This window comes from Micromonospora sp. CA-248260 (assembly GCF_050942205.1).
In the GTDB taxonomy this organism is placed as follows: Bacteria; Actinomycetota; Actinomycetes; order Mycobacteriales; family Micromonosporaceae; genus Micromonospora; species Micromonospora antibiotica.
On sequence record NZ_CP192021.1, the window covers coordinates 6,778,433 to 6,801,052 of the forward strand.

At 71.9% G+C, this 22,620-nt stretch carries 17 protein-coding genes, 1 tRNA gene, 1 other RNA gene and 2 pseudogenes; 8 read left to right on the forward strand and 13 right to left on the reverse strand.

Annotation, left to right across the window (positions count from 1 at the left end; genetic code table 11):
- Positions 1-12: 12 nt before the first annotated feature.
- Positions 13-1,074, reverse strand: coding sequence for an aspartate-semialdehyde dehydrogenase (locus ACQP2H_RS29545; protein WP_208567686.1), 1,062 nt, complete (start codon positions 1,072-1,074; stop codon positions 13-15).
- Between the two features lie 5 nt (positions 1,075-1,079).
- Positions 1,080-2,345: an aspartate kinase gene (locus tag ACQP2H_RS29550; protein ID WP_208567685.1), complete on the reverse strand. Its 1,266-nt coding sequence runs from the start codon at positions 2,343-2,345 to the stop codon at positions 1,080-1,082.
- A gap of 419 nt (positions 2,346-2,764) precedes the next feature.
- Between ACQP2H_RS29550 and ACQP2H_RS29555 the strand changes: the two genes are divergently transcribed.
- From ACQP2H_RS29555 to leuA, 3 genes are all read left to right on the forward strand, one after another.
- Positions 2,765-3,409 carry a hypothetical protein gene (locus ACQP2H_RS29555; RefSeq protein ID WP_433229703.1) on the forward strand — a complete coding sequence of 215 codons (645 nt, stop codon included), beginning with the start codon at positions 2,765-2,767 and terminating at the stop codon, positions 3,407-3,409.
- 84 nt (positions 3,410-3,493) lie between these two features.
- Positions 3,494-4,024: a nitroreductase family protein gene (locus ACQP2H_RS29560; RefSeq protein ID WP_433229705.1), complete on the forward strand. Its 531-nt coding sequence runs from the start codon at positions 3,494-3,496 to the stop codon at positions 4,022-4,024.
- A gap of 292 nt (positions 4,025-4,316) precedes the next feature.
- Positions 4,317-6,071 (forward strand): 2-isopropylmalate synthase, encoded by a 1,755-nt coding sequence (gene leuA / locus ACQP2H_RS29565; RefSeq protein ID WP_219465131.1) that lies wholly within the window; start codon positions 4,317-4,319, stop codon positions 6,069-6,071.
- Between the two features lie 140 nt (positions 6,072-6,211).
- On the opposite strand, the gene ACQP2H_RS29570 is transcribed toward leuA, so the two are convergent.
- The gene (locus tag ACQP2H_RS29570) at positions 6,212-7,675 is read right to left on the reverse strand and encodes an MFS transporter (RefSeq protein WP_363819875.1); all 1,464 of its coding nucleotides are present in this window, start codon (positions 7,673-7,675) and stop codon (positions 6,212-6,214) included.
- A gap of 107 nt (positions 7,676-7,782) precedes the next feature.
- Here ACQP2H_RS29570 and ACQP2H_RS29575 point away from each other — a divergent pair, with 107 nt between their 5' ends.
- Positions 7,783-8,442, forward strand: a complete 660-nt coding sequence (locus ACQP2H_RS29575; RefSeq protein ID WP_219465133.1) for an HNH endonuclease family protein — start codon at positions 7,783-7,785, stop codon at positions 8,440-8,442.
- A gap of 85 nt (positions 8,443-8,527) precedes the next feature.
- Positions 8,528-8,914 (forward strand): annotated as a pseudogene (locus ACQP2H_RS29580) (hypothetical protein); the annotation flags it as partial.
- A 154-nt stretch (positions 8,915-9,068) separates the two neighbouring features.
- On the opposite strand, the gene ACQP2H_RS29585 reads toward ACQP2H_RS29580, so the two are convergent.
- The 5 genes from ACQP2H_RS29585 to ACQP2H_RS29605 form a co-directional block, all read right to left on the reverse strand.
- A complete protein-coding gene (locus ACQP2H_RS29585; protein ID WP_219470434.1) occupies positions 9,069-10,145 on the reverse strand; it encodes an ABC transporter ATP-binding protein in 1,077 nt (358 codons plus the stop codon).
- A 191-nt stretch (positions 10,146-10,336) separates the two neighbouring features.
- The gene (locus ACQP2H_RS29590; protein ID WP_208567679.1) at positions 10,337-11,323 is read right to left on the reverse strand and encodes an ABC transporter ATP-binding protein; all 987 of its coding nucleotides are present in this window, start codon (positions 11,321-11,323) and stop codon (positions 10,337-10,339) included.
- 127 nt (positions 11,324-11,450) lie between these two features.
- The gene (locus tag ACQP2H_RS29595) at positions 11,451-12,548 is read right to left on the reverse strand and encodes an ABC transporter permease (protein WP_219465136.1); all 1,098 of its coding nucleotides are present in this window, start codon (positions 12,546-12,548) and stop codon (positions 11,451-11,453) included.
- Positions 12,545-13,552 carry an ABC transporter permease gene (locus ACQP2H_RS29600; protein ID WP_208567678.1) on the reverse strand — a complete coding sequence of 336 codons (1,008 nt, stop codon included), beginning with the start codon at positions 13,550-13,552 and terminating at the stop codon, positions 12,545-12,547. Before ACQP2H_RS29600 ends, ACQP2H_RS29595 begins: the two co-directional genes overlap by 4 nt.
- 99 nt (positions 13,553-13,651) lie before the next feature.
- The gene (locus ACQP2H_RS29605) at positions 13,652-15,328 is read right to left on the reverse strand and encodes an ABC transporter substrate-binding protein (RefSeq protein ID WP_219465137.1); all 1,677 of its coding nucleotides are present in this window, start codon (positions 15,326-15,328) and stop codon (positions 13,652-13,654) included.
- 767 nt (positions 15,329-16,095) lie between these two features.
- Here ACQP2H_RS29605 and ACQP2H_RS29610 point away from each other — a divergent pair.
- Positions 16,096-16,689, forward strand: a complete 594-nt coding sequence (locus ACQP2H_RS29610) for a hypothetical protein (RefSeq protein ID WP_433229713.1) — start codon at positions 16,096-16,098, stop codon at positions 16,687-16,689.
- A 119-nt stretch (positions 16,690-16,808) separates the two neighbouring features.
- Here ACQP2H_RS29610 and recR read toward each other — a convergent pair whose 3' ends face one another.
- The 4 genes from recR to ffs form a co-directional block, all read right to left on the reverse strand.
- Positions 16,809-17,402, reverse strand: coding sequence for a recombination mediator RecR (gene recR, locus ACQP2H_RS29615; protein ID WP_208570826.1), 594 nt, complete (start codon positions 17,400-17,402; stop codon positions 16,809-16,811).
- A gap of 7 nt (positions 17,403-17,409) precedes the next feature.
- Positions 17,410-17,718: a YbaB/EbfC family nucleoid-associated protein gene (locus tag ACQP2H_RS29620; protein WP_219470436.1), complete on the reverse strand. Its 309-nt coding sequence runs from the start codon at positions 17,716-17,718 to the stop codon at positions 17,410-17,412.
- A gap of 108 nt (positions 17,719-17,826) precedes the next feature.
- Complete coding sequence (locus tag ACQP2H_RS29625) at positions 17,827-20,514, reverse strand: DNA polymerase III subunit gamma and tau (RefSeq protein ID WP_433229717.1); 2,688 nt, start codon at positions 20,512-20,514, stop codon at positions 17,827-17,829.
- A gap of 107 nt (positions 20,515-20,621) precedes the next feature.
- Positions 20,622-20,711, reverse strand: an RNA gene (gene ffs / locus ACQP2H_RS29630) — signal recognition particle sRNA small type.
- A gap of 82 nt (positions 20,712-20,793) precedes the next feature.
- Here ffs and ACQP2H_RS29635 point away from each other — a divergent pair.
- Positions 20,794-20,878 (forward strand) — tRNA-Ser (locus ACQP2H_RS29635).
- Between the two features lie 88 nt (positions 20,879-20,966).
- Here the strand turns inward: ACQP2H_RS29635 and ACQP2H_RS29640 are convergent.
- Positions 20,967-21,909: pseudogene (locus tag ACQP2H_RS29640) on the reverse strand (tyrosine-type recombinase/integrase); the annotation flags it as partial.
- Between ACQP2H_RS29640 and ACQP2H_RS29645 the strand changes: the two are divergent.
- Positions 21,877-22,506, forward strand: coding sequence for an HAD family hydrolase (locus ACQP2H_RS29645; protein ID WP_308290931.1), 630 nt, complete (start codon positions 21,877-21,879; stop codon positions 22,504-22,506). The pseudogene ACQP2H_RS29640 and the gene ACQP2H_RS29645 sit on opposite strands and share 33 nt — an antisense overlap.
- The last annotated feature ends 114 nt before the right edge of the window (positions 22,507-22,620 follow it).

Sequence of the window (22,620 nt, forward strand, 5' to 3'; positions counted from 1 at the left end):
CCGACCGGTCGGTCAGGGGCGGGAGCGGGGTTTGACCACGAGTTCGGCGACCTGCGCGGTGTTGAGGGCGGCGCCCTTGCGGAGGTTGTCGCCGGTGACGAAGAAGTCGAGGGCGCGCGGGTCGTCGACGGCCCGGCGGATCCGGCCGACCCAGGAGGGGTCGGTGCCGACCGCGTCGATGGGCATCGGGAACTCACCGGCGGCCGGGTCGTCGACCAGGATCACGCCGGGGGCGTTGCGCAGCGCCTCCCGGGCCCCCTCGGCGTCGACCTCGGTGGCGAAGACCGCGTGCACCGCGACCGAGTGGCCGGTCACCACCGGCACCCGTACGCAGGTGGCGGAGACCTTCAGGTCGGGCAGACCGAGGATCTTGCGGGACTCGTTGCGGACCTTCATCTCCTCGGAGGACCACCCGTCGTCGGCCAGCGATCCCGCCCACGGCACCACGTTCAACGCCAGCGGCGCCGGGAAGGGCCCCAGGTCGTCGCCGACCGCCTGTCGGACGTCACCGGGCCGGCAGCCGAGCACCCGGTCCCCGGCGATCTTGCCGAGTTGCCGGTGCAGCGCGTCCACCCCGGCCTGGCCCGCCCCCGACACCGCCTGGTAGGACGCGAGCACCAGCTCCCGTAGGCCGTACTCGCGGTGCAGCGGGGCGATCGCCACGATCATGGTCAGCGTGGTGCAGTTGGCGTTGGCGATGATCCCCCGGGGGCGGTGGTCCACCTGTTCCGGGTTGATCTCGGGCACCACCAGCGGGACGTCCGGGTCCATCCGGAACGCGGCGGAGTTGTCGACGACCACCGCTCCCCGGTCGACCGCGATCGGTGCCCACCGTGCCGACACCTCGTCGGGCACGTCGAAGACTGCCACGTCGACCCCGTCGAACGCCTCCGGGGTGAGTGCGCCGACGGTCAACTCCTCACCCCGGCAGCGCACCTTCCGCCCGACCGAGCGGGCCGAGGCGAGCAGCCGGATCTCTCCCCAGACGTTGCGCCGGGCGGAGAGCAGGTCACACAGCACGGTGCCGACAGCCCCCGTCGCCCCGACCACGGCCAGGGTGGGCTGCGGTGCCACCGGGGCTACCGTCCTGTTCCCGCGTACACCACGGCTTCGGAGTCGCCGCCCAACTCGAACTGGTCGTGGATGGCCCGGACCGCCCGGTCGAGGTCGGTGTCCCGGCAGACCACGGAGACCCGGATCTCCGAGGTGGAGATCATCTCGATGTTGACGCCGGCCGCGCCGAGGGCGGCGAAGAACCCGGCCGCCACGCCCGGGTGCGACCGCATGCCCGCGCCGATCAGCGACACCTTGCCGACGTGGTCGTCGTAGAGCAGGCCCTTGAACTTGACCGGCTCCTGGATCTTGCTGAGCGCGGCCATCGCCGTCGGGCCGTCGGCCTTGGGCAGGGTGAACGAGATGTCGGTACGCCCGGTGCCCTCGGTGGAGACGTTCTGCACGATCATGTCGATGTTGATCTCGGCACCGGCCACGGTGTCGAAGATGCTGGCGGCCGCGCCCGGCTCGTCGGGCACCCCGACGATCGTGATCTTCGCCTCGCTGCGGTCGTGGGCGACCCCGGTGATCAGTGCCTGTTCCACGGGAAGGTCCTCCATCGATCCGGTGACCATGGTGCCGGTGTTGGTCGAGTATGACGAACGGACGTGGATCGGCAACCCCGCCCGGCGGGCGTACTCCACGCTGCGCAGGTGCAGCACCTTGGCGCCGCAGGCGGCCAGCTCCAGCATCTCCTCGTAGGTGATGTGCCGGATGTGCCGGGCGTTGGGCACGATCCGCGGGTCGGCGGTGAATACGCCGTCCACGTCGGTGTAGATCTCGCAGACGTCGGCGTACAACGCGGCGGCGAGCGCCACGGCGGTGGTGTCCGAACCACCCCGGCCCAGGGTGGTGACGTCCTTGGTGTCCTGCGAGACGCCCTGGAAGCCGGCCACGATCACCACCGCCCCCTCGTCGAGCGCGCCCTTGAGCCGCCCGGGGGTGACGTCGATGATCCGCGCCCGACCGTGCGCCGAGGTGGTGATCACCCCGGCCTGCGAACCGGTGAACGAGCGGGCCTCGTACCCCAGGTTGTGGATCGCCATGGCGAGCAGCGCCATCGAGATCCGCTCCCCGGCGGTGAGCAGCATGTCCAGCTCACGCCCCGGCGGCAGCGGGCTGATCTGGTTGGCCAGGTCGAGCAGCTCGTCGGTGGTGTCGCCCATGGCGGAGACCACCACCACGACGTCGTCACCGGCCTTGCGGGCGGCGACGATCCGCTCGGCGACCCGCTTGATCCGCTCGGCGTTGGCGACGGAGGACCCGCCGTACTTCTGCACCACGAGTGCCACGACGGCGCACTCCCTCCCAGCGACGACCCTGAGCGTGCCGACGCCGCCGGCTGAAGTCCGGCGGCGCGTGTCAGACCTCCCCAGGGTATCGGGCGGTACGCGAGAGCGGGTCAGGTGATCCCACCATCCGGCGCGGGCGGCCGATCCGGACGGGCATTTCCCGTGCGGCGGCACCGACACGCCGACCCGGCGACCCGTGGGCACGGGGCTGCCCGCGACGGCCGCCCGGCGCAGAATGACCCGGTGCAAGCCCACCCCCGCACGGCCCGCCGGTCGATCGTCGTCCCGGCCCCGTCCCGGCCGACACTGCCGGCTCCGCTGCTGCTGGTGCTGCCCGTGTTGCTGGCGTTGCCGGCCGGCTGCGCCGCCGACGGCCCGGCCGCACCGCCGACCGCGGCCCCTCCGATCCCGCGCCGGCCGTGGCGGACACCGCCCGGGACGAGCTGGCCGCGTTGGCCGCCGCCGCCCGGGACCGGCACCTGACCGCCCGCTACACCCTGTCCGGCACCGACGGCCCGACCCGTGACGTCACGGTGGTCAGCGCCGCCGACGGCAGCTGGCGGGTGGACGTGCCGGGAGGCGCACTCGGCGGTACGGCCGACGTCGCGCTCGCCGCCACCCCGGACGGGCTCTTCCAGTGCGGGCTGCCGTCGGCCGGCCGTCCCGGGCCGGCGAGCTGTGTGCGGCTCGGCGGACGCGACGACGCGGTGCCGCGCCCGCTGGACCCCCGGGTGCAGCACCCGTTCACCGACTGGTTGGCGGTGCTCACCGACCGGCGTAGCGCACTGTCGGTCTCGGTGGCGACGGCCCCGCCCGGGGTGCCCGGGAGCTGCTACGCGGTGGAGAGCACCGCCGCCTCGCTGACCCCACCGCTGGACGTGGGGATCTACTGCTACCAGCCGGACGGTACGCCCACCTTCGTCCGGGCGGCGCTGGGCACGTTGACCCTGGCCGGCCCGCCCGGTCCGGCGCCGGACACGGTGCCGCTGGCGGGGCCGGTGGTGACCGGAGAGCCGCTGGGGCAGCAGGCGGAGCAGTCCTCCCCGAGCCCGGGAACGTCCTGACCCGTCAAGGCGTTACGGGTGCTCTTGACCACATTTGCCTGGGTAACGAAAATGGTCAAAAAGCTCATACGGGATTCTCTTCGCATGGCTGATCTCACTCCGCTGCTCGCCTACCGGTGGAGCCCTCGGGCGTTCCACCCGACCGCCGAGCTGACCGGCGACGAGGCCGCGTCCCTGCTGGAGGCCGCCCGCTGGGCCCCGTCGGCCGGGAACACCCAGCCGTGGCGGTTCGCCCTCGGCCACCGCGACGACGAGACCTGGAAACGCATCCTGGTCAGCCTCACCGAGGCCGACCAGGGCTGGGCCCGGCACGCCGCCGCGCTGGTGGTGGGCGCGCACACCGGCGGCGACCCGGAACGGCACGCGTACGACCTGGGCCAGTCGATCGCCCACCTGACCGTCCAGGCCACCGCGCTCGGCCTGTACACGCGCCAGATCCGCGACCTCGACCGGGCCGCGCTCGCCGCCGACCTGGACCTGCCGCCGGGGGTCCGCCCCCTGGTGGTGACCGCCGTCGGCCGGCTCGGCGACCCGTCCACGCTGCCCGAGGAGTTGCTGCGCCGGGAGACCGCCCTGCGGCACCGGCACCCCGTCCACGCCCTGCTGCTGGGTTGACGGGTCACCGCCGAACCGACGCCGATCCCGGCGGGTGCGATGCGGATCTCAGAGTCCGGACCGACCTTCCCACCCCCCGTCTCATCACGTAGGGTCACTCTGTCATGTGGCAGGCGTACCTTCTCCTTGGTCGCCGCGACGGGGCCTGACCGGCCGGCACCCCGTCGCGGAGTCGAACCGCGCCGTCCAGCAGATCCGAACTTCTTTCGGCACCCGTCCGGGCATCGCCGCCCGACCCCTGCCGACATCATTCGCAATGCTGACGCCACCTGACCCACGGGAGCACTCCGTCATGGCTCAACCTGTCACCACCGACGCCGAAGCCGATCAGATCGCCCGGCAACGTCCCAGCCGGATGCCGTACCAGCGCTACGAGCCCTACCACCAGCAGTTCCGGATCGACCTGCCGGACCGCACCTGGCCGACCCGGCACGTCGAGGCCGCCCCCCGCTGGTGCGCGGTCGACCTGCGCGACGGCAACCAGGCCCTGATCGACCCGATGTCGCCGGAACGCAAGCGCCGGATGTTCCAGCTGCTGGTGCAGATGGGCTACAAGGAGATCGAGGTCGGCTTCCCGTCGGCCAGCCAGACCGACTTCGACTTCGTCCGGCAGCTCATCGAGCAGGACCTGATCCCCGAAGACGTCACCATCCAGGTGCTCACCCAGTGCCGGGAGCACCTGATCGAGCGGACCTTTGAGTCGCTGCGCGGCGCGCGCCGGGCCATCGTGCACTTCTACAACTCCACCTCCACCCTCCAGCGTCGGGTGGTCTTCGGCCTGGACCGCGACGGCATCGCCGACATCGCCACCCAGGGTGCCCGGTTGTGCCGCAAGTACGCCGAGATCCACACCCCGGACACCGACATCTACTACGAGTACTCGCCCGAGTCGTACACCGGCACGGAGCTGGAGTACGCGGTGGAGGTGTGCGCCAAGGTCATCGAGGTGATCGACCCCACCCCGGACCGCAAGCTGATCATCAACCTGCCGGCCACCGTCGAGATGGCCACCCCCAACGTCTACGCCGACTCGATCGAGTGGATGCACCGGCACCTGCCCCGCCGGGACAGCCTGGTGCTGAGCCTGCACCCGCACAACGACCGGGGCACCGGGGTCGCCGCCGCCGAGCTGGGCCTGCTGGCCGGCGCGGACCGGATCGAGGGCTGCCTGTTCGGCAACGGCGAGCGCACCGGCAACGTCGACCTGGTGACGCTGGGGCTGAACCTGTTCTCCCAGGGCATCGACCCGATGATCGACTTCTCCAACATCGACGAGGTCAAGCGGGCCGTCGAATACTGCAACCAGCTGCCCGTACACGAGCGCCACCCGTACGCCGGCGACCTGGTCTACACCGCCTTCTCCGGCTCCCACCAGGACGCCATCAAGAAGGGCTTCGACGCGCTGCACCGCGACGCCGAGGCGGCCGGGGTGCCGATCGACGAGTTCACCTGGGCGGTGCCCTACCTGCCGATCGACCCCAAGGACCTGGGCCGCACCTACGAGGCGGTCATCCGGGTCAACTCGCAGTCCGGCAAGGGCGGCGTCGCGTACGTCATGAAGACCGAGCACCAGCTGGACCTGCCGCGCCGGCTCCAGATCGAGTTCTCGGGCGTCGTGCAGCAGGTCACCGACCACGATGGCGGCGAGGTCGAGCCGGGCACCATGTGGCAGATCTTCGCCCGCAACTACCTGCTCGACCACCAGGTCGACCCGGCCGTCACGCTGACCGGCTACACGATCGGCACCGTCGACGGCAAGGTCGAGATCGAGGCCCAGGTGGTCGTCGACGGCGCGGCGCGCACCCTCACCGCCGTCGGCAACGGCCCCATCGACGCGTACGTCAACGCGCTCCAGTCGGTGGGCGTGGCCGTACGCGTGCTGGACTACCACGAGCACGCCCTCTCCTCCGGTGGCGACGCCCAGGCCGCCGCCTACGTGGAGTGCGACATCAACGGCCAGACCGTGTGGGGCGTCGGCACCGACCCCAACATCGTCACCGCCTCCATCAAGGCCGTCACCAGCGCCGCCAACCGCACCCGGTCCTGATCGCCGCCGTCCGGGCTGGTGGTCGTCACCGGACGATCCCGGATCACGACCACCAGCCCCGGGCCGGCTGCCGGTCCGGGGCGGCACGGCCGGCCGAGCCCACCCCGCCACCGGCCGGCCACCCCGGCGCGTCCATCCCGCTACGTGCCCCGGGTCGACGGCGCGGCCCGACCCGGGGCGCGGTCCGGGGACGGGGGACGGCGGACCAGCAGGGCGGCCAGCAGCGCGCCGCCGAGCAACAACCCGGCGCACCAGGCCATCGCACCCCGGAACGCGTCGGTCAGCGCGCCGGCCTGCTCGTAGCCGGTACCGGACAGACCCACCAGCAGCGGCAACGCGGCCACCGCGAGCAGACCGCCGGTGCGCGACGCGGCGTTGTTGAAGCCGCTGGCCACCCCGGCGAACCGGTCCGCCACGGCAGCCAGCACCGACGCGGTCAACGGCGCCACCACCAGGGTCAGCCCGATCCCGAACAGCAGCACCCCGGGCAGCACGTCCCACCAGTACGACGCGCCCGGCCCGACCCGGCGCAGCAGCAACAACCCGCCGGCGGCGACGACCGGGCCGACGGTCAGCAGCAGCCGGGGGCCGATCCGCGCCGACAACGCCCCGGCCCGCGCCGAGCCGAGCAGCAGCAGCACCGTCATCGGTACGGTGGCCAGCCCGGTCCGCAGCGCCGACCAGCCGACGACGTTCTGCAGGTAGACGGAGAGGAAGAAGGTGAACCCGCTCAGCGCGGCGTAGACCAGCACGGTGAAGACGTTCAGCACCGAGAAGAGCCGACTGCCGAAGATCGTGGTGGGCAGCATCGCCCCCTCGCCCCGGTGCCGTTCCAGCAGCACGAAGGAGACTGCGGCGAGGACACCGGCACCGGCGGCGAGCAGCACCGGCCAGGAGCCGACCCCGCGTACCGGGGCGTCGATCAGGGCGTAGGTGAGCCCGCCCAGCGCCAGCGCGCCGAGCAGCGCACCGGCGATGTCGAACCGTCGGCCGGCACTGCGGGAGACGTTCTCGTCTCGGCTCTCCGGCACCCAGCGCATCGCGGCCAGCAGCACGCCGACCGCGAGCGGCAGGTTGATGAAGAAGATCCACCGCCAGGAGAGCGCGTCGATCAGCCAACCCCCGACGAACGGGCCGAGCGCGGTGGACACGCCGGACAGCCCCGACCAGGTGCCGATCGCCCGGCCCCGGTCGTCCGGGTGGAAGCTCGCCTGGAGCACCGACAGCGACCCGGGGGTGAGCAGCGCCCCGCCCGCCCCCTGGAGGAACCGGGCGGCGATCAACTGGTTGGTGTCCTGGGCGAGCCCGCACAGTACGGAGGCGACCGCGAACCAGACCACCCCGATCAGGAAGATCCGCCGCCGGCCGAACCGGTCCCCGAGCGACCCGCCGAGCAGGACGAACGCCGCCAGCATCAGCGCGTACCCGTTGACCGTCCACTGGAGACCGGCCACGGTGGCGTCGAGGTCCGCACCCAGGCGGGGTAGTGCCACGTTGACCACGGTGCTGTCCAGGAACACCATGCCGGAGGCGAGGATCGCGGCGAGCAGCGTCCCCCGCCCGGCTGTGGTACGGATACGGAGCGCGTGAGCCGGTGCCGTCATGGGTACCAATCTGCACGCCCACATCCGGAGACGCCACGAAATGCGGAAACCGTGCTTGGGTACTGTGCGGGATCGCCGGAAGCCCGCAAGCTGGAAAGGTGTCGTCTGTGCGTACCAGATCAGGAGGCCGCGCGGCGGTGGCGGCGGCCCTTGCCGCGCTGCTCGCCCTCGGCGCGGGTGGTTGTGACGTCTCGGTGGCCGAGCCGGAGGCGCCACCCGGCAACTCCGGCAACGTCGGTGAGCAGCTCGCGGAGCTGACCGTCGCCGAGGCCGGTTCGATGAAGGGCTACAGCCGCGACCGCTTCCCGCACTGGCGGGACACCGGCAAGAACTGCGACGTCCGCGACAGCGTGCTCCAGCGGGACGGGAAGGACATCCGCCTCTCCGGCTGCAACGTGGTCGGCGGGCGGTGGGAGAGCGTCTACGACGGTCGGACCTTCACCGACCCCTCCGACGTGGACATCGACCACATGGTGCCGTTGGCCAACGCGTGGCGTTCCGGCGCCGACGAGTGGGACGACGCCAAGCGGGGTGACTTCGCCAACGACCTGACCCGGCCGCAGCTCTTCGCGGTCTCCGCCAGCTCCAACCGGTCCAAGGGTGACCAGGATCCGTCGCAGTGGAAACCGCCGAACCGCGCCTACTGGTGCACGTACGCGGAACACTGGGTAGAGGTCAAGCACCACTGGAAGTTGACGGTGACCAGCGCCGAGAAGGCCGCCATCACCGACATGTTGGGAGGGTGCACATGGGCGGGCAAGCGCTGACACCGACCGGCCCGGGCGGTGCCGACGCCGGGGCCGACCCGGCCGGGGCGGCAACGACCGGAGCAGGGGCGGCACCCGAGGGGGCGGCACCGGCCGGCGACGGGGTCGACGGGGCGGGGCCGCAACGGCGGCCACCGCCGGGATGACCGCCGACGGCCGGGCCGCCGGCTCGGCCGAGGTGCCCGGCGCAGGGATGACCGCCGACGCGGGCGGCGACGGTACGCCCCGCGAGCTGACCGCCGACCTGGTCGCCGGCCCCGGTGGGGTGATGACCGACGAGGTCGGTGTGGTGACCGGCGAGCTGACCCTGAAGTCCCGGTACGCCGACGGCCAGGTCACCCTCGCCGTCCAGTACAAGGACGCCGACGAGTGGTACGCGGTGACGGGCGGGACCGCCAAGCTGGCCGACCCGGCCGGCCTGGACGCCGTACACACCATTGCGGTGGCCCTGCTGCACCGCCCCGAGGGCTGACCCGGCACCGCAGCGGTCCGGTCGGCGTCGCCCGGGATCACCGCCGCTGCGGCCGCACCTGCGGCGGCCCGCACCCGTCCCGCCGGCCGCCCGATCGGCGTGGCACACGACGAGGGCCCCTTCCCGTACCCGGGAAGGGGCCCTCGTCGTGTGCTCACAGGGTGGGGATCAGCTCACCGGTGTCGCCCGGCGCCCCGCCGTCGTCCGGTCGGACCAGCTCCGGCGCCACGTCGTGCGGGCGGAGCCGCCCGGCGGCGATGTCCTCGGCGAAGTGGCAGGCCACCCGGTGCCCGCCCACGACGTCCCGCAGCGCCGGCCGCTCGTCGGCGCAGCGGGTCGGCTGCGCCCACGGGCACCGGGTGTGGAACCGGCAGCCGGCCGGCGGGTTGGTGGGCGACGGCAGGTCACCGGCGAGCAGGATCCGCTCCCGCCGGTCCTCCACCAGCGGGTCCGGCACCGGCACCGCCGACATCAACGCCCTGGTGTACGGGTGCATCGGCTCCCGGTAGAGGTCGTCGCTGGACGCCTCCTCCACCAGCCCACCCAGGTACATCACCCCGACCGTGTCGGCGATGTGCCGGACCACCGCCAGGTCGTGCGCGATGATCAGGTACGTCAGCCCGCGCTCGTTCTGGAGGTCCTCCAGCAGGTTGAGCACCTGGGCCTGGATCGACACGTCCAGGGCGGAGACGGGTTCGTCGGCGACGATCAGATCCGGGTCGAGGACCAGCGCGCGGGCGATACCGATGCGCTGGCGCTGCCCGCCGGAGAACTCGTGCGGGTACTTGCTCAACGCCGAGGCGGGCAGCCCGACCGCCTTCAGGGTGTCCCGCAGCCGCCGGTTCGTCGCCTCCTTGTCGTCGGCCAGCCCGTGCGCCTTGAGCCCCTCCACCAGCAGCGACTCCACCGACTGCCGGGGGTCCAGGCTGGACAACGGGTCCTGGAAGATCATCTGCATCCGGCGGCGGGCCTTGCGCATCGACTCGCCCTTGAGCGCGCGCACGTCGGCACCGTCGAAGACGATCTCACCGTCGGTCGGCTCGACCAGCCGCAGCAGGCCCCGGCCGAGCGTCGACTTGCCGCACCCCGACTCGCCCACCAGGCCGTACGTCTCACCCGCGTTGATCGACAGTGAGACGCCGTCGACCGCGTAGACGTAGCCGACGGTACGGTCGAAGAGCAGGCCACTCTTGATCGGGAAGTGCACCTTGACGTCGCGCAGCTCGATCAGCGGCCGCCCCTGCCCGGTGGCGTCCCCCGGCCCGGGCTGCCCGGCCCCGGCGTCGCCCGGCGCGGTGGTCGTCCCGGCCCCCGTTCCCGGCAGCCCGGTCGCGGCGTCGTCCGTCCCCACCCGCCCGGTCGCGGCGTCGTCCGTGGCCGACCGCTGGGTCGCGGCCTCGTTCTCCGGTCCGGTCCGTTCGGTCACGGCACCGCCACCTCCTCCGAAACAGGGTTGTTGCAGCGCAGGTCGCCGCCGGTGGCGGTGGGCTCCAACGGGGGCGGGCCGTCCAGGCAGGCGTCCACCACGTTGTCGCAGCGCGGCGCGAAGGCGCAGCCCTCGACCCACGGGATGTTGTCGGCCACCGAACCCCGGATGGCGTGCAGCCGCTCGCCCCGCGGCGAGTCGAGCCGGGGCACCGAGCTGAGCAACCCGTGCGTGTACGGGTGCCGGGGCCGGGCGAACAGCTCGTGCCGGGCGGCCCGCTCCACGACCCGGCCGCCGTAGAGCACGTTGACCGTGTCGCAGAGACCGGCCACCACCCCGAGATCGTGCGTGATCATGATGAGCGCGGTGCCGGTCTCGTCGACCAGTTGCTTGAGCAGGGTGAGGATCTGCGCCTGGATGGTGACGTCCAGCGCGGTCGTCGGCTCGTCCGCGATCAGCAACCGGGGCTTGCAGGCCAACGCGATGGCGATCAGGGCACGCTGCCGCATCCCACCGGAGATCTGGTGCGGGAACTCCGTCAGCCGGCGGTCCGGGTCGGGGATGCCGACCGCGTCGAGCAGCTCCCGGGCCTCCCGCAGCGCCTTGCGCCGGTCCATCCCCCGGTGCCGCTCCAGCACCTCGGCGACCTGCACCCCGATCGGGATGACCGGGTTCAGCGAGGACAGCGGGTCCTGGAAGATCATGCCGATGTCCCGGCCCCGCCGGTCCCGCAGGTCGTCCGGGCGCAGCTTGAGCAGGTCGGTGCCCTCGAACAGCACCTCGCCGGTGACCCGGTTGCCCCGCTTCGGCAGCAGCCCCATGATGGCCAGGCTGGTCACGCTCTTGCCGCAGCCGGACTCGCCGACCAGGCCGACCGTCTGCCCCGGCTCCACCGTGAAGCTGACCTGGTCGACCGCCGCGAACGGCCGCTCGCCCCGGCGCTGGAACACCACGCTCAGATCGCGTACGTCGAGCAGGCTCATCGGGTCACTTCCTCACTGTGCTGGTCGTTCGCTCCCGGCTGCGGTCGCCGGCCCACCGGGTGCCCGCCCGGCCCGGGACCGCCGGCCCCCGGTCGGGCGGGTCGCACACCGACCTGCCGCACCGCCGTCACCGCCGGTTCTTCGGGTCGATCGCCTCACGCATCGCCTCACCGAGCAGGGTGAAACCGAGCGCGACCACGATGATCGCGAGCGCCGGATAGTAGGCCAGCTCGGGGCGGACCTCGAAGTAGCGCTGGCCGTCCACACCCAGCATCAGCCCCCACTCGGCCCGGTTGATGTCCGGGTCGCCGAGGCCGAGGAAGGACAACGCCGCCGCGTCCAGGATCGCCACCGCGAAGGTCAGGGTGGCCTGCACGATCACCGCGGTCAGCGAGTTGGGCAGCATGTGCCGCAGGACGATGTTGCGCTCCTTGACGCCCAACGCCCGCGCGGCGAGCACGTGGTCGCTCTCCCGCTGGGCGAGCATCGAGCCGCGCAGCAACCGGGCGAAGACCGGCACGCTGACGATCGCCACCGCGAAGATGACCGTCCACTGGCTCGACCGGCTGGCCATCGCGACCAGGGTGATCGCCAGCAGCAGGCTGGGCAGCGCCAGCATCACGTCGGTGAGGCGCATCAGCACCACGTCGACCCAGCCGCCGAAGGCACCGGCCACCGCACCGAGCAGTACGCCCAGGGTGAGGCCGATCAGGGTGGCGAGTACGCCGACGAAGAGGGTCTGCCGGCTGCCGTGGATCATGCGGGAGAAGAAGTCCCGACCGAGCGGGTCCGAGCCGAACGGGTGCCCGGCGGTGGCGCCCGGGATGCTGTCCACGGTCAGGTCCCGGGTCAGCTCGTCGAACCGCTGCACCGGGTCGTGCGGGGCGATCAGCGGCGCGAAGATCGCCACCAGCACGAACAGTCCGACGATGACGGCACCGACGATGGCCACCGGGTTGCGGCGCAGCCGGCGCAGCGCGTCCCGGTAGAGGCTGACCCCGCCCGGGTCGGCGGTGGCCCGCGCCAGCTCGTCGAGCCGGGCCCGCTTACGGTCGCCGAGCCGACCGAGGCTGCGCTCCCGCCGCTGTGCCGGGGTGTCGCCGGGCTGGCCGGTCGGGTTCTCGCCGGCCTGCCCGTCGGCGGCCGGGCCCTCGGCGGGCTGGTCGGTGGGGGTGTCGCCGGTGCGGGGCTTGCCCACGCCGGGGCGGGTGGTCGGGTCACTCATCGCACACGCACCCTCGGGTCGATGAACGCGTAGGAGAGGTCGACCAGCAGGTTGACCAGCACGAAGACCAACGCGGCGAGCAGGATGATCGCCTGGAGCACCGGATAGTCCCGGCCGCCGCTGATCGAGTCGGTGATCAGGGTGCCGAGGCCGCCCCAGTTGTAGACCTTCTCGGTGAGCACCGCGCCGGAGAGCAGCGCGCCCGTCTGCAGACCGATGGTGGTGACCACCGGCAGCAGGGCGTTGCGCAGGATGTGCCGGCCCCGGATGGTGCGGTGCCGCAGGCCCTTCGCCTCGGCGGTCCGCACGTAGTCCTCGTTGAGCACGTCGAGCACGCTGGCCCGGGTGATCCGGACGATCACCGCGAGCGGGATCGTGGCCAGCGTGACCGCCGGCAGGATCAGGTGCCAGAGCGCGTCGGCGCTGGCGTCGAACTCCCGGGTGAGCAGGCCGTCCAGGACGTAGAACCCGGTCACGGTGGTGTTGTCCATCCCGGTGCTGATCCGCCCGGACGGCGGGAACCAGTGGATGTCCTGGGTGAGGACGTCCTTGAGCAGATAGCCCAGGAAGAAGATCGGGATCGAGATGCCGAGCAGGGTGCCGGCGATGGTCAGGTTGTCGAGGAGTCGGCCCCGGTAACGGGCGGCGAGGTAGCCCAGCGGCACGCCCAGGCCGACCGCGATGATCATGGCGGCGACGGCCAGTTCGATGGTGGCCGGGAAGGCGCGGGCGATGACGTCGGTGACCGGGTCACCGGAGCGGATCGAGTTGCCCAGGTCCCCGGTGATGACCCGCTGCATGAACTTGCCGTACTGCACGAGGATCGGCTGGTCGTAGCCGAGGGCCTTGATCAGCAGCGCCCTTCGTTCCGGGGTGGCCCGCTCGCCGAGCAGCGCCTCGACCGGGCCGCCGGGCAGGTTGCGCAACCAGACGAAAATCAGCGCGGACAGCGCTATCAGCGTCACCACCAGCTGCAGCAGGCGGCGGACTATGACTCGCAACATCTCTCACACACCAGACTCTCGATGTTCGCGGCATCGGCCCGGGCCGGCACTTGCTCCCGACCCGGGCCGATGCACGCCTACGGCGTCAGCCGACGGACGTCACTTGCTGACGCTGACCGTGTTGAACCGCTCGTCGGTCAGCGGGCTGGCGACCAGCCCCTGCACGTCCTTGGTGACGACGATGGCCGGCGGGGCGTGCCAGACCGGCACGGCCGGCAGCCACTTGGCGGCGATGTCGCGGTTGACCTGCTCCCAGGCCGCCTTCTTGCCCGCCTCGTCGACGGTGCCGTCGGCCTTGGCGATGGCCTCGAACATCTCGGTCATGGCCTGGTCGCCGAACTCGACCTTGCCCCGGCCGAAGAAGGTGCCGACGAAGTTGCCCGGGTCGTTGTAGTCACCGGTCCAGCCGAGGATGTGCAGGTCCTGCTTGCCGAACTGCTGCACGTCGTCCTTGAAGCCACCGTTCCACGGACGCGGGACGCCGTTGACCTTGATGCCGACGGCCTGCAGGTCGTTGGCCAGGACGGTGAAGATCTCCTGCGGGTTCGGCATGTACGGCCGGGAGACGTCCGGCGGGTAGTAGAAGTTGAGGGTCAGCCCCTCGGCGCCGGCGTCCTTGAGCAGCTGCTTGGCCTTGTCCGGGTTGTACTCGTACTTCTGCACGTCCGGGGCGTAGCCGAGCACGGTGTCCGGCATGAACTCGTCGGCGACCTTGGTGCCACCCGGGCCCTTGGTCTGCACGAGCTGCTGACGGTTGAGGGCGTAGGCGATCGCCTGGCGTACCCGCAGGTCCTTCAGCTTGGGGTTCTTCTGGTTGATGCCCAGGTAGAGGATGTTGAACGCCGGGCGGTCGAGGACCTGGAAGCCCTCACCGGACAGCGCCTTGCGGTCGGCCGGGGCCGGGAAGTCGATGCCCTGGACAGTGCCCGCGCGCAGCTCCTGCTTACGGGTGTTCTCGTCCTTGATCACCTTGATGATGACCTTGTCGACCTTGGCCTTCTCGCCCCAGTAGTCGGGGTTGCGGTTCAGGGTGATCTCGTTCTTGGCCTTGTCCCAGCCGCCGAACGTGAACGGGCCGGTGCCGACCGGGGTGGTGGTCGCGAACGAGCTGTACTCGAAGGAGTCGCCGTTCTGCTTGACCGTGTCGGCGTCGCCCTTCTTGAGGGCCTCCGGGCTGGCGATCGAGAGCGCGGTCAGCGCGAACGCGCCGGGGAACGCACCCTTGTACTGGTTGAGGGTGACGACGGCGGTGCCCTCGTCCTTGGCCTCACACTTGTTGTAGAGCGCCTGGCCGGCACCCTCGGCCTCGTTCTTGGCGAACCCGCCGAAGACGTCCTGGTAGTAGATCATCTGCGACTGGGCGGCGGCGCCCTTCATGTTGTACCAGCGGTCGAAGTTGTAGCAGACCGCGGCCGAGTTGAAGGGGGTGCCGTCGTGGAACTTCACGCCCTGACGCAGCTTGAAGGTCCAGACCTTGCCGTCGGGGTCGTGCTCCCAGCTCTCGGCCAGGCCACCCACCAGGTCAGCCGTGCCCGGCTTGTGCTGGATCAGCGTGTCGTACATCTGCCGGACCGGCCGGAACGACTCACCGTCGTCGTTGAAGATCGGGTCGAAGTTCTTCGGGTCACCGGCACCGGCGAAGATGAAGGTGCCGCCCGTCTTGGCCTCGCCACTGCTGTCATCGCCGCGGTCGCTCTCCGCACAGCCGGCCGCGCCGACCGCCAGGGCTGCAACGGCCACGAGGCTCACGGCCGTCCTTAGCCTTCTCGCCTGCATCTCTCACCTCTGTCATCCGCCTGAACAACGCCGGTCCATGGCTCGGTCCGTGAGCGGGAGGCTATGACACGTCACACCGAAGCGGAACGGCCGTTAGGCAATCGCTATCAAGCCGACACCAAGCGCAAGGTCTGACACCGCCGGATCTCCCGACAAACAGGACTGTCACAGCGGTACCTCGGAGATATGTCCGCAACCGCCCGGACCATCCGAGTCCGCGGTCGTTCCCGGTCACCCGCCGGCACCGGACCAACCGGCCGTCTCCCGCAGCCCGGTCGGCGGGGCACGGCCGGGGACCGTAACGGCCGCCGTGCGCACCGTGTCCGGTTCCGGGAGTACGCTGCGCGCCCGCCCGGGCGGTCTGCGTGTCATGGGGTCGACGTCCCGTGACCGGCGGCACCCCCGGGCCGGAATCCGGGCCGGCCCGCAGGCGTTACACCCTGCGTACGACCGCAGCAGCACCCCCCGGCCGCCCAGCCGACGCCCCCCCGGCGGAATGAGCGGGCACCGACGGTCGTTACACCCCCCACGGACGACCGCAGCAACACCCCCGACCGGCCCGCCCCCCGCATCCGTGCGGGAATGGCCCCGGCACCCCGGTCGTTACACCTGACCCCGGCACGAGCGGCCCACCTCCCCGGCCGGGACCCCCGAACTCCCCCACCTGAGCGCCCCGACGTGGTGCCCACGCCCGCTACGCCTGCCCCCGGCAGGCACACCGACCCCCCGGTCGGTCCCCGGGCGTCAACCCCGAAGGAGCTACCCCCATGAACACCACCATCCTGCGTAAGACCGCCCTCGGCATCGCCGGCCTCGCCTTCACCGGCGGCATCCTCGCCGGCCCCGCCACCCACGCCCACGCCGCCACCGACACCCACCCCGCCGCCACCACCGTGCAGGCCGACAAGCCCGCCGTGGACAAGACCAAGCTGATCCCCCACGGCGTGCAGGGCGACCAGTCCCACATCGACCTGAACGACGAGCAGACCGGCAACGCCAAGGCCATCATCACCGCCACGAAGAAGGCCGGCATGGACGAACGCGCCGCCGTGGTCTCCATCGCCACCGCCCTACAGGAGTCGAAGCTGGAAAACCTCGGCCACCTCGGCGACCGCAACGACCACGACTCCCAGGGCCTGTTCCAGCAACGCCCGTCCTCCGGCTGGGGCACGGTGGAGCAGATCACCGACCCCGAGTACGCCACCCTGGCGTTCCTCAAGGGCCTCAAGCAGGTCGACGGCTGGCACGACATGCCCCTGACCAAGGCCGCCCAGACCGTCCAGGTCTCCGCCTACCCCGACCACTACGCCCAGTGGGAAACCCAGGCCGCCGAGCTCGTCGCCCACCACTGGAACAGCTGACCCCCGTACGACACGATGGCCGGCACCCCGCCCGGGGTGCCGGCCATCGGCATGTCCACCGTGTCGCCGTGGTGCCTGCCCTGGGGACCACGAACCGTCTCGGCACCGGAGACCGGGCGTCAGACCGCGCGGCGGCCCTCGAAGGCCCGGCCCAGGGTGATCTCGTCGGCGTACTCCAGGTCGCCGCCGACCGGCAGGCCGCTGGCGAGGCGGGTGACTGCGATCCCCATCGGCTTGACCATCAACGCCAGGTACGTCGCGGTCGCCTCACCCTCGGTGTTCGGGTCGGTGGCGAGGATCAGCTCACGGATCGTCCCCGCGCTGAGCCGGGTCATCAGCTCACGGATCCGCAGGTTGTCCGGGCCGATCCCCTCCAGCGGATTGATCGCCCCGCCGAGCACGTGGTAGCGGCCCCGGAACTCACCGGTCCGCTCGATCGCCACCACGTCCTTCGGTTCCTCGACCACGCAGATCACCTCGTCGGTGCGGCGCGGGTCGCGACAGATGCGGCACTGCTCCGACTCGGCGACGTTGAAGCAGGTGGTGCAGAACCGGACCAGGTCCTTGACCTTGCGCAACGCCCCGGCCAGCCGGGTGACGTCGGCCGGGTCCGCCGACAGAACGTGGAACGCGATCCGCTGGGCACTCTTAGGGCCGACGCCCGGCAGCCGCCCCAACTCGTCGATCAGGTCCTGGATGGCACCCTCGTACATCGGCGGGTCAGAATCCGGGCAGGCCGAGGCCGCCCATGCCGCCGGCCACCGGGCCCATCTTCTGGTCGGTCAGCTCCTTGGCCGCCTCGGCGGCGTTGTGCAGGGCCGCGACGACCAGGTCCTCCAGGGTCTCGACGTCCTCCGGGTCGACCGCCTTCGGGTCGATCCTGATGCCCTTGATCTCACCGGAGCCGGAGACGGTCGCGGTGACCAGCCCACCACCGGCGGTGCCGGTCACCTCCGCCTCGGCCAACTCGGCCTGCGCTTTGGCGATCTGCTGCTGCATCTTCTGCGCCTGCTTCAGCATCTGCTGCATGTTCGGCTGTCCACCTGGGCGCACGGATGGCTCCTTCTCGCACTCGTCTGCTCGGCCGCGCCCAGCCTAGTCGGGGGCGACCGGTGGTCCGGTCCGGGGAACGGCGCGTCAGCGCGCGTCCACCTCGTCGATCTTCTCGGCACCGAACGCCTCACGGAGCAACTGCACCGCCTGCTCCTCGCTCGACTGCCGGGCGGTCCGCTCGTCGATCACCTCGTCCAGCGGTTCGTCACCCGGGTCGAACCCCTCGTATGCGGGAGTGGCCCGGGTCGCGCCCGCCGGTGCCCCACCGGCACGGACCGGACCGTCGTAGTCCGGGTCGTAGGGCGGCTCGCCCGCCCACTCCGCGTCGGCGGTCCTGCGTCCCGCCGGGGCGGCCCGAGGTCCCTTACCCGCCGCAGCCGCCCGCGCCGCCGCGATCGCGCTGCTCACCGGCGCACCGGTGGCCCCGGCCGGCGCCGGCTGCGGTGTCGGTGGCGGACCGGCCGGTCTGGGTACGGCGGGCGCAGCGGGCACCGCCGGGGCGGCTGCCGTCGCGGTCGCCGTAGCCCCACCGGGGCGGGCCGGTTCGGGCCACTCGTCGGAGGATGCGCTGGCGGACCCGCCGGGGCGGGCCGGTTCGGGCCAGCCCTCGTCGTCGCCCCCACCGACCGCGTCGGCCGGGGTGACTGCGCTGCCCGCCCTGCCCACCTGGTCGGGCGGCCCACCCGGTGACCGTGCCGCACCGCCGCCGCCAGCCGCACCGTTTCGGGCGGTAGGGCCAGGCGAACCGCCCGGTGCGGTGGGGCCGGACGAGCCGGTGGACCCGGCCGGGGTGCCGCTGGACGGGCCGGCCGGGGTGCCGCTGGACGGGCCGGACGAAGCGCCGCTGACCGGCCCGGCCGGTGCGGTGGGTGGGGCGGGTGCCGGTCGGGGCGGGGCGGCAGCAGGGCGGGACGGAGCGCCGGACGACGCGCCACCCCGTTCACCGGCCACCTCGCAGCGGATCTGCCACCGACCGCCGAACTCCTCGTACAGCGCTTCGAGGAGGAGGTCCGGCTCGGCGGAGAGAGCCTGGGCGTGGAACGGGTACCGGAACGTGAGCAGGAGGGACTGCCCGTCGACCTCCCGGACGGTGGCCTCCCGCGCCCAGGCCGCCACCTTTTTGCTCTTCCGGCCGACCTTACCGACCACGTCCGGCCACACCCGGCGTACCGCGACGGCGTCGAGGGCACCGGGTGTCGCAGCACCCGGACGCGGCGGCTCGGGGGTGGCCGGGTCGGGCATGACGGCCGAGGGCGGCACCCGACGGGCCGCCGGGTCGGGGTCACCGACGCCCGGACCACCGGCCGTCGGGGTGGAGCCGTCAGTCGCGGGCCCCCCGACAGTGGGGACGGAGTCGTCCCGGGGCGGGCCGGCGGGGGCGGGCGGGGTGGGGGCGGGCGGGGTGGGCCCGCTGGGCCGGGAAGCGGCCGACGCGGCAGCGGCGCGGGCGGCAGCCGCCCCGGACAGCGCATCGACAGCCGCTGGCGGGCCGGCGGTCTGCGGGTCGGACGCGGCGGCAGCCGCGCCCGGGGCGGGAGGCTCCTGACGTACCGCAGGAGTGGGGGTGGGGGATGCGGAGCCGGCGGCGGCCGGCGGCAGCTCCCCGCCACCCAGGGTGAGCCGGCGCTCCATCCGTTCGAGGCGCTGGAGCAGGGCGCCGGTGGAGTCGTCGACGCCGGGGAGCAGCATCCGGGCGCAGATCAGCTCCAGCAGCAGCCGGGGCGCGGTGGTGCCACGCATGTCGACCAGGCCGTTGTGCACGATGTCGGCGCAGCGGGACAGGGTGGCCGGGCCGAGCCGCTGGGCCTGGGCGGCCATCCGTTCGATCTGGTCGGCCGGGCCGTCGATCAGGCCCTTGCCGGCGGCATCCGGCACCTGCTGGAGCACGATCAGGTCGCGCAGCCGTTCGAGCAGGTCGGAGGCGAACCGGCGCGGGTCGTGCCCGGCCTCGGCCACCCGGTCGACGGTGGCGTACGCCGCCGCGCCGTCCCCGGCGGCCAACGCGTCGCACATCTCGTCGATCAGCGCGGCGTCGGTCACGCCGAGCAGCGCGGCGGCCCGGGGATAGGTGACCCCCTCCGGGCCGGCGCCCGCGATGAGCTGGTCGAGCACGGAGAGGCTGTCCCGGGCGCTGCCGCCACCGGCCCGCACCACCAGCGGAAAGACCGCCGGGTCGACCGTGACGCCCTCGGCCTGGGTGAGCTGCTCCAGGTACGGCCGGAGCACCTTCGGCGGGATCAGCCGGAACGGGTAGTGGTGGGTCCGCGACTTGATCGTGCCGAGGACCTTCTCCGGCTCGGTGGTGGCGAAGATGAACTTGACGTACTCCGGGGGCTCCTCGACCAGCTTGAGCAGGGCGTTGAAGCCGGCCGACGAGACCATGTGCGCCTCGTCGATGACATAGATCTTGAAGCGGCTCTGGGCCGGCGCGAAGAACGCCTTTTCCCGTAGCTCACGGGCGTCGTCGACACCACCGTGGCTGGCCGCGTCGATCTCGATGACGTCGATCGAGCCGGAGCCGTCGACGGCCAGCGACCGGCAGGAGGCGCACTGCCCGCACGGCTCCGGGGTGGGCCCCTGCTCGCAGTTGAGCGAGCGGGCCAGGATCCGGGCGCTGGAGGTCTTGCCGCAGCCCCGGGGGCCGGAGAACAGGTAGGCGTGGTTGAGCCGCCCGCTGCGCAGCGCCTGCGACAACGGCTCGGTGACGTGCTCCTGGCCGATGACCTCGGCGAAGGTGCGCGGCCGGTACTTGCGGTAGAGCGCCAGCGTCACTCGCCCCGCCTCCTCTCGACCGAGCCATTCTGCGCCGGTCGGGCGCGGGTGACCACCCACCACCCCGGGACCCGACCCGCAGGTACGGTACCGGTGGGCGGAGACAAAAAGGCCTCCCGTGCACCCGGCAGAGCTCGCTTATCCTTGCTGCCTTCCGGCCCTGGGGAGGTTCACGAGATACCGCCGCACGGGAGGTAACGCCCACCCTACCCGACCCCCGGTGGATCTTCAGGGGGTGGTGGGGTGGCCCGGCGGGCGGGGACCTGTATCCTGGCTCGCGGAGGATTCGCCTAGAGGCCTAGGGCGCACGCTTGGAAAGCGTGTTGGGATAAAACCCTCACGAGTTCGAATCTCGTATCCTCCGCTCACACGAGCAGCACGAACGTCAGGGCCGGCCCCACGGGGACCGGCCCTGAATCGTCTCTACCGTCGCTCTCGTCTCAGTTGTCGTCTCACTTGCCCTGTTCCGGCTGGTCGGGCGGCGGCTTGGTGACCCTCTCCCCCGGCCCGGTCGGCGGGTCGCCCCAGAGCAGCCTGCCGAGCTGCTGCGCGATGTCCCGGCGTACCTGGTCGGTCATGTGCTGGTAGCGGACCGCCATCGCCGAGTTCGACCAGCCCATGATGCCCATCACGGCGCGGCCGGAGACGCCGAGGACCAGGAGCGCGGTAGCGGCGGTGTGGCGGGCGTCGTGTAGCCGGCCGTCCCGCACTCCGGCGAGCTTGAGCAGTCGTTTCCACTCGTCGTAGTCCGTCGCCTGATGGATCGCCTGGCCGGTTGGCGAGGCGAACACCCAGCCCTCATCGCGCCAGAGCTGGGCGGCGGTTTCGCGCTCGGCGTCCTGCTCTTTCCGGTGCTGCCGCAGCAAGGCGACCAGGGCGTCCGGCAGGCAGATGGAGCGACGACCAGCACGGGATTTCGTGTCCGCTGCCACCGGCCGTTCGTTCACTCGGTCCGGGCACTGGCCGGGCAACTTCTGCTCACACTTCCCGTCGCAGCCGTGCTGCCATTTCGGCTGGAGAAGCGCGCGGCGCACGGTGAGCGTCCCGTGGTCCAAATCCACGTCCGGCCATTTCAGGCCGAGCGCTTCGCCCTGGCGCAGCCCCAGGGCGAAGCGCCACGGCCCACCGGGCACTGTTCCTCCGCGACGCTGCCGCCCGAAGGATCGCCTGCACCTCGGGGATGGTGTACGGCTGCACCTCGGAATCCGGGAGGCGGGGCGGCTTGGCCAGCGCGGCGGGATTCCGGGCGAGGTGCCCACGGCGGACCGCCTTCCCGAGGGCCGTACGGATCGTCCGGTGCGCCTGGTGGGCGGTGCCAGCCGCGCTGCCGTTGGCCATCATCCGGCCGTAAAGCTTCTCCAGGTGCTCCGGCTCCAGGCGGTCGAGACGGTGGGCGCGCCGCAGGTTGCGGCCGAGCTGGTTGAAGTGCTGTGGCGGCACGGCGTTGACGTGCCGCCCGATCTCGCCAGTGAGCCGGACCCGCTTGAGGTACTGCGCCGCACCGGGGCGGCCGGCGAACAGAGCGCCACCCGAGCGGTAGAGGATGCGCTTTGCGCCGCTGAGCGCCGGGCGGTCGAGACCGCCGAACCGACGCCCTACAGCCGCGAGGTGATAGTGGCTGCACAGCAGGTGGGTCTACCGGTTGCGGTGGTCAGCAACAACTCTGCCGGCGCGATGGTGGCCTACCTGGCAGCGCACCGGCTCGCCGGGTACGTGTCGCCGGTGGTCGGTCGGGCGTACGCCGACCCGACCCGCATGAAGCCGAACCCGGAACCGATCCTGCAAGCCGTCCGCATCCTGGGCCAGCCACCCGCTCGCCGTGTTCTCATCGGCGACTCGCTTTCAGACATCGAGGGAGCGCGGGCGGCTGGGGTACGGGTAATCGGCTATGCGAATCGACTACCGAAGGTCGAGCAATTCCGCGCTGCCGCCGCACATTCGGTCGTCACGAGTATGCGCGAGGTCGCACACGCACTAATTGAGATGAGCTGACTTCGGGGCCTGGATAACCCGATAAGTAATCGCGAAGGCGAGGGTCACCGGCTTCAAGCTTGCACCTCCGTCCGCTCCCCTGTTGTCCGGCCCGGCGTTACGAGCCTCTGTCAG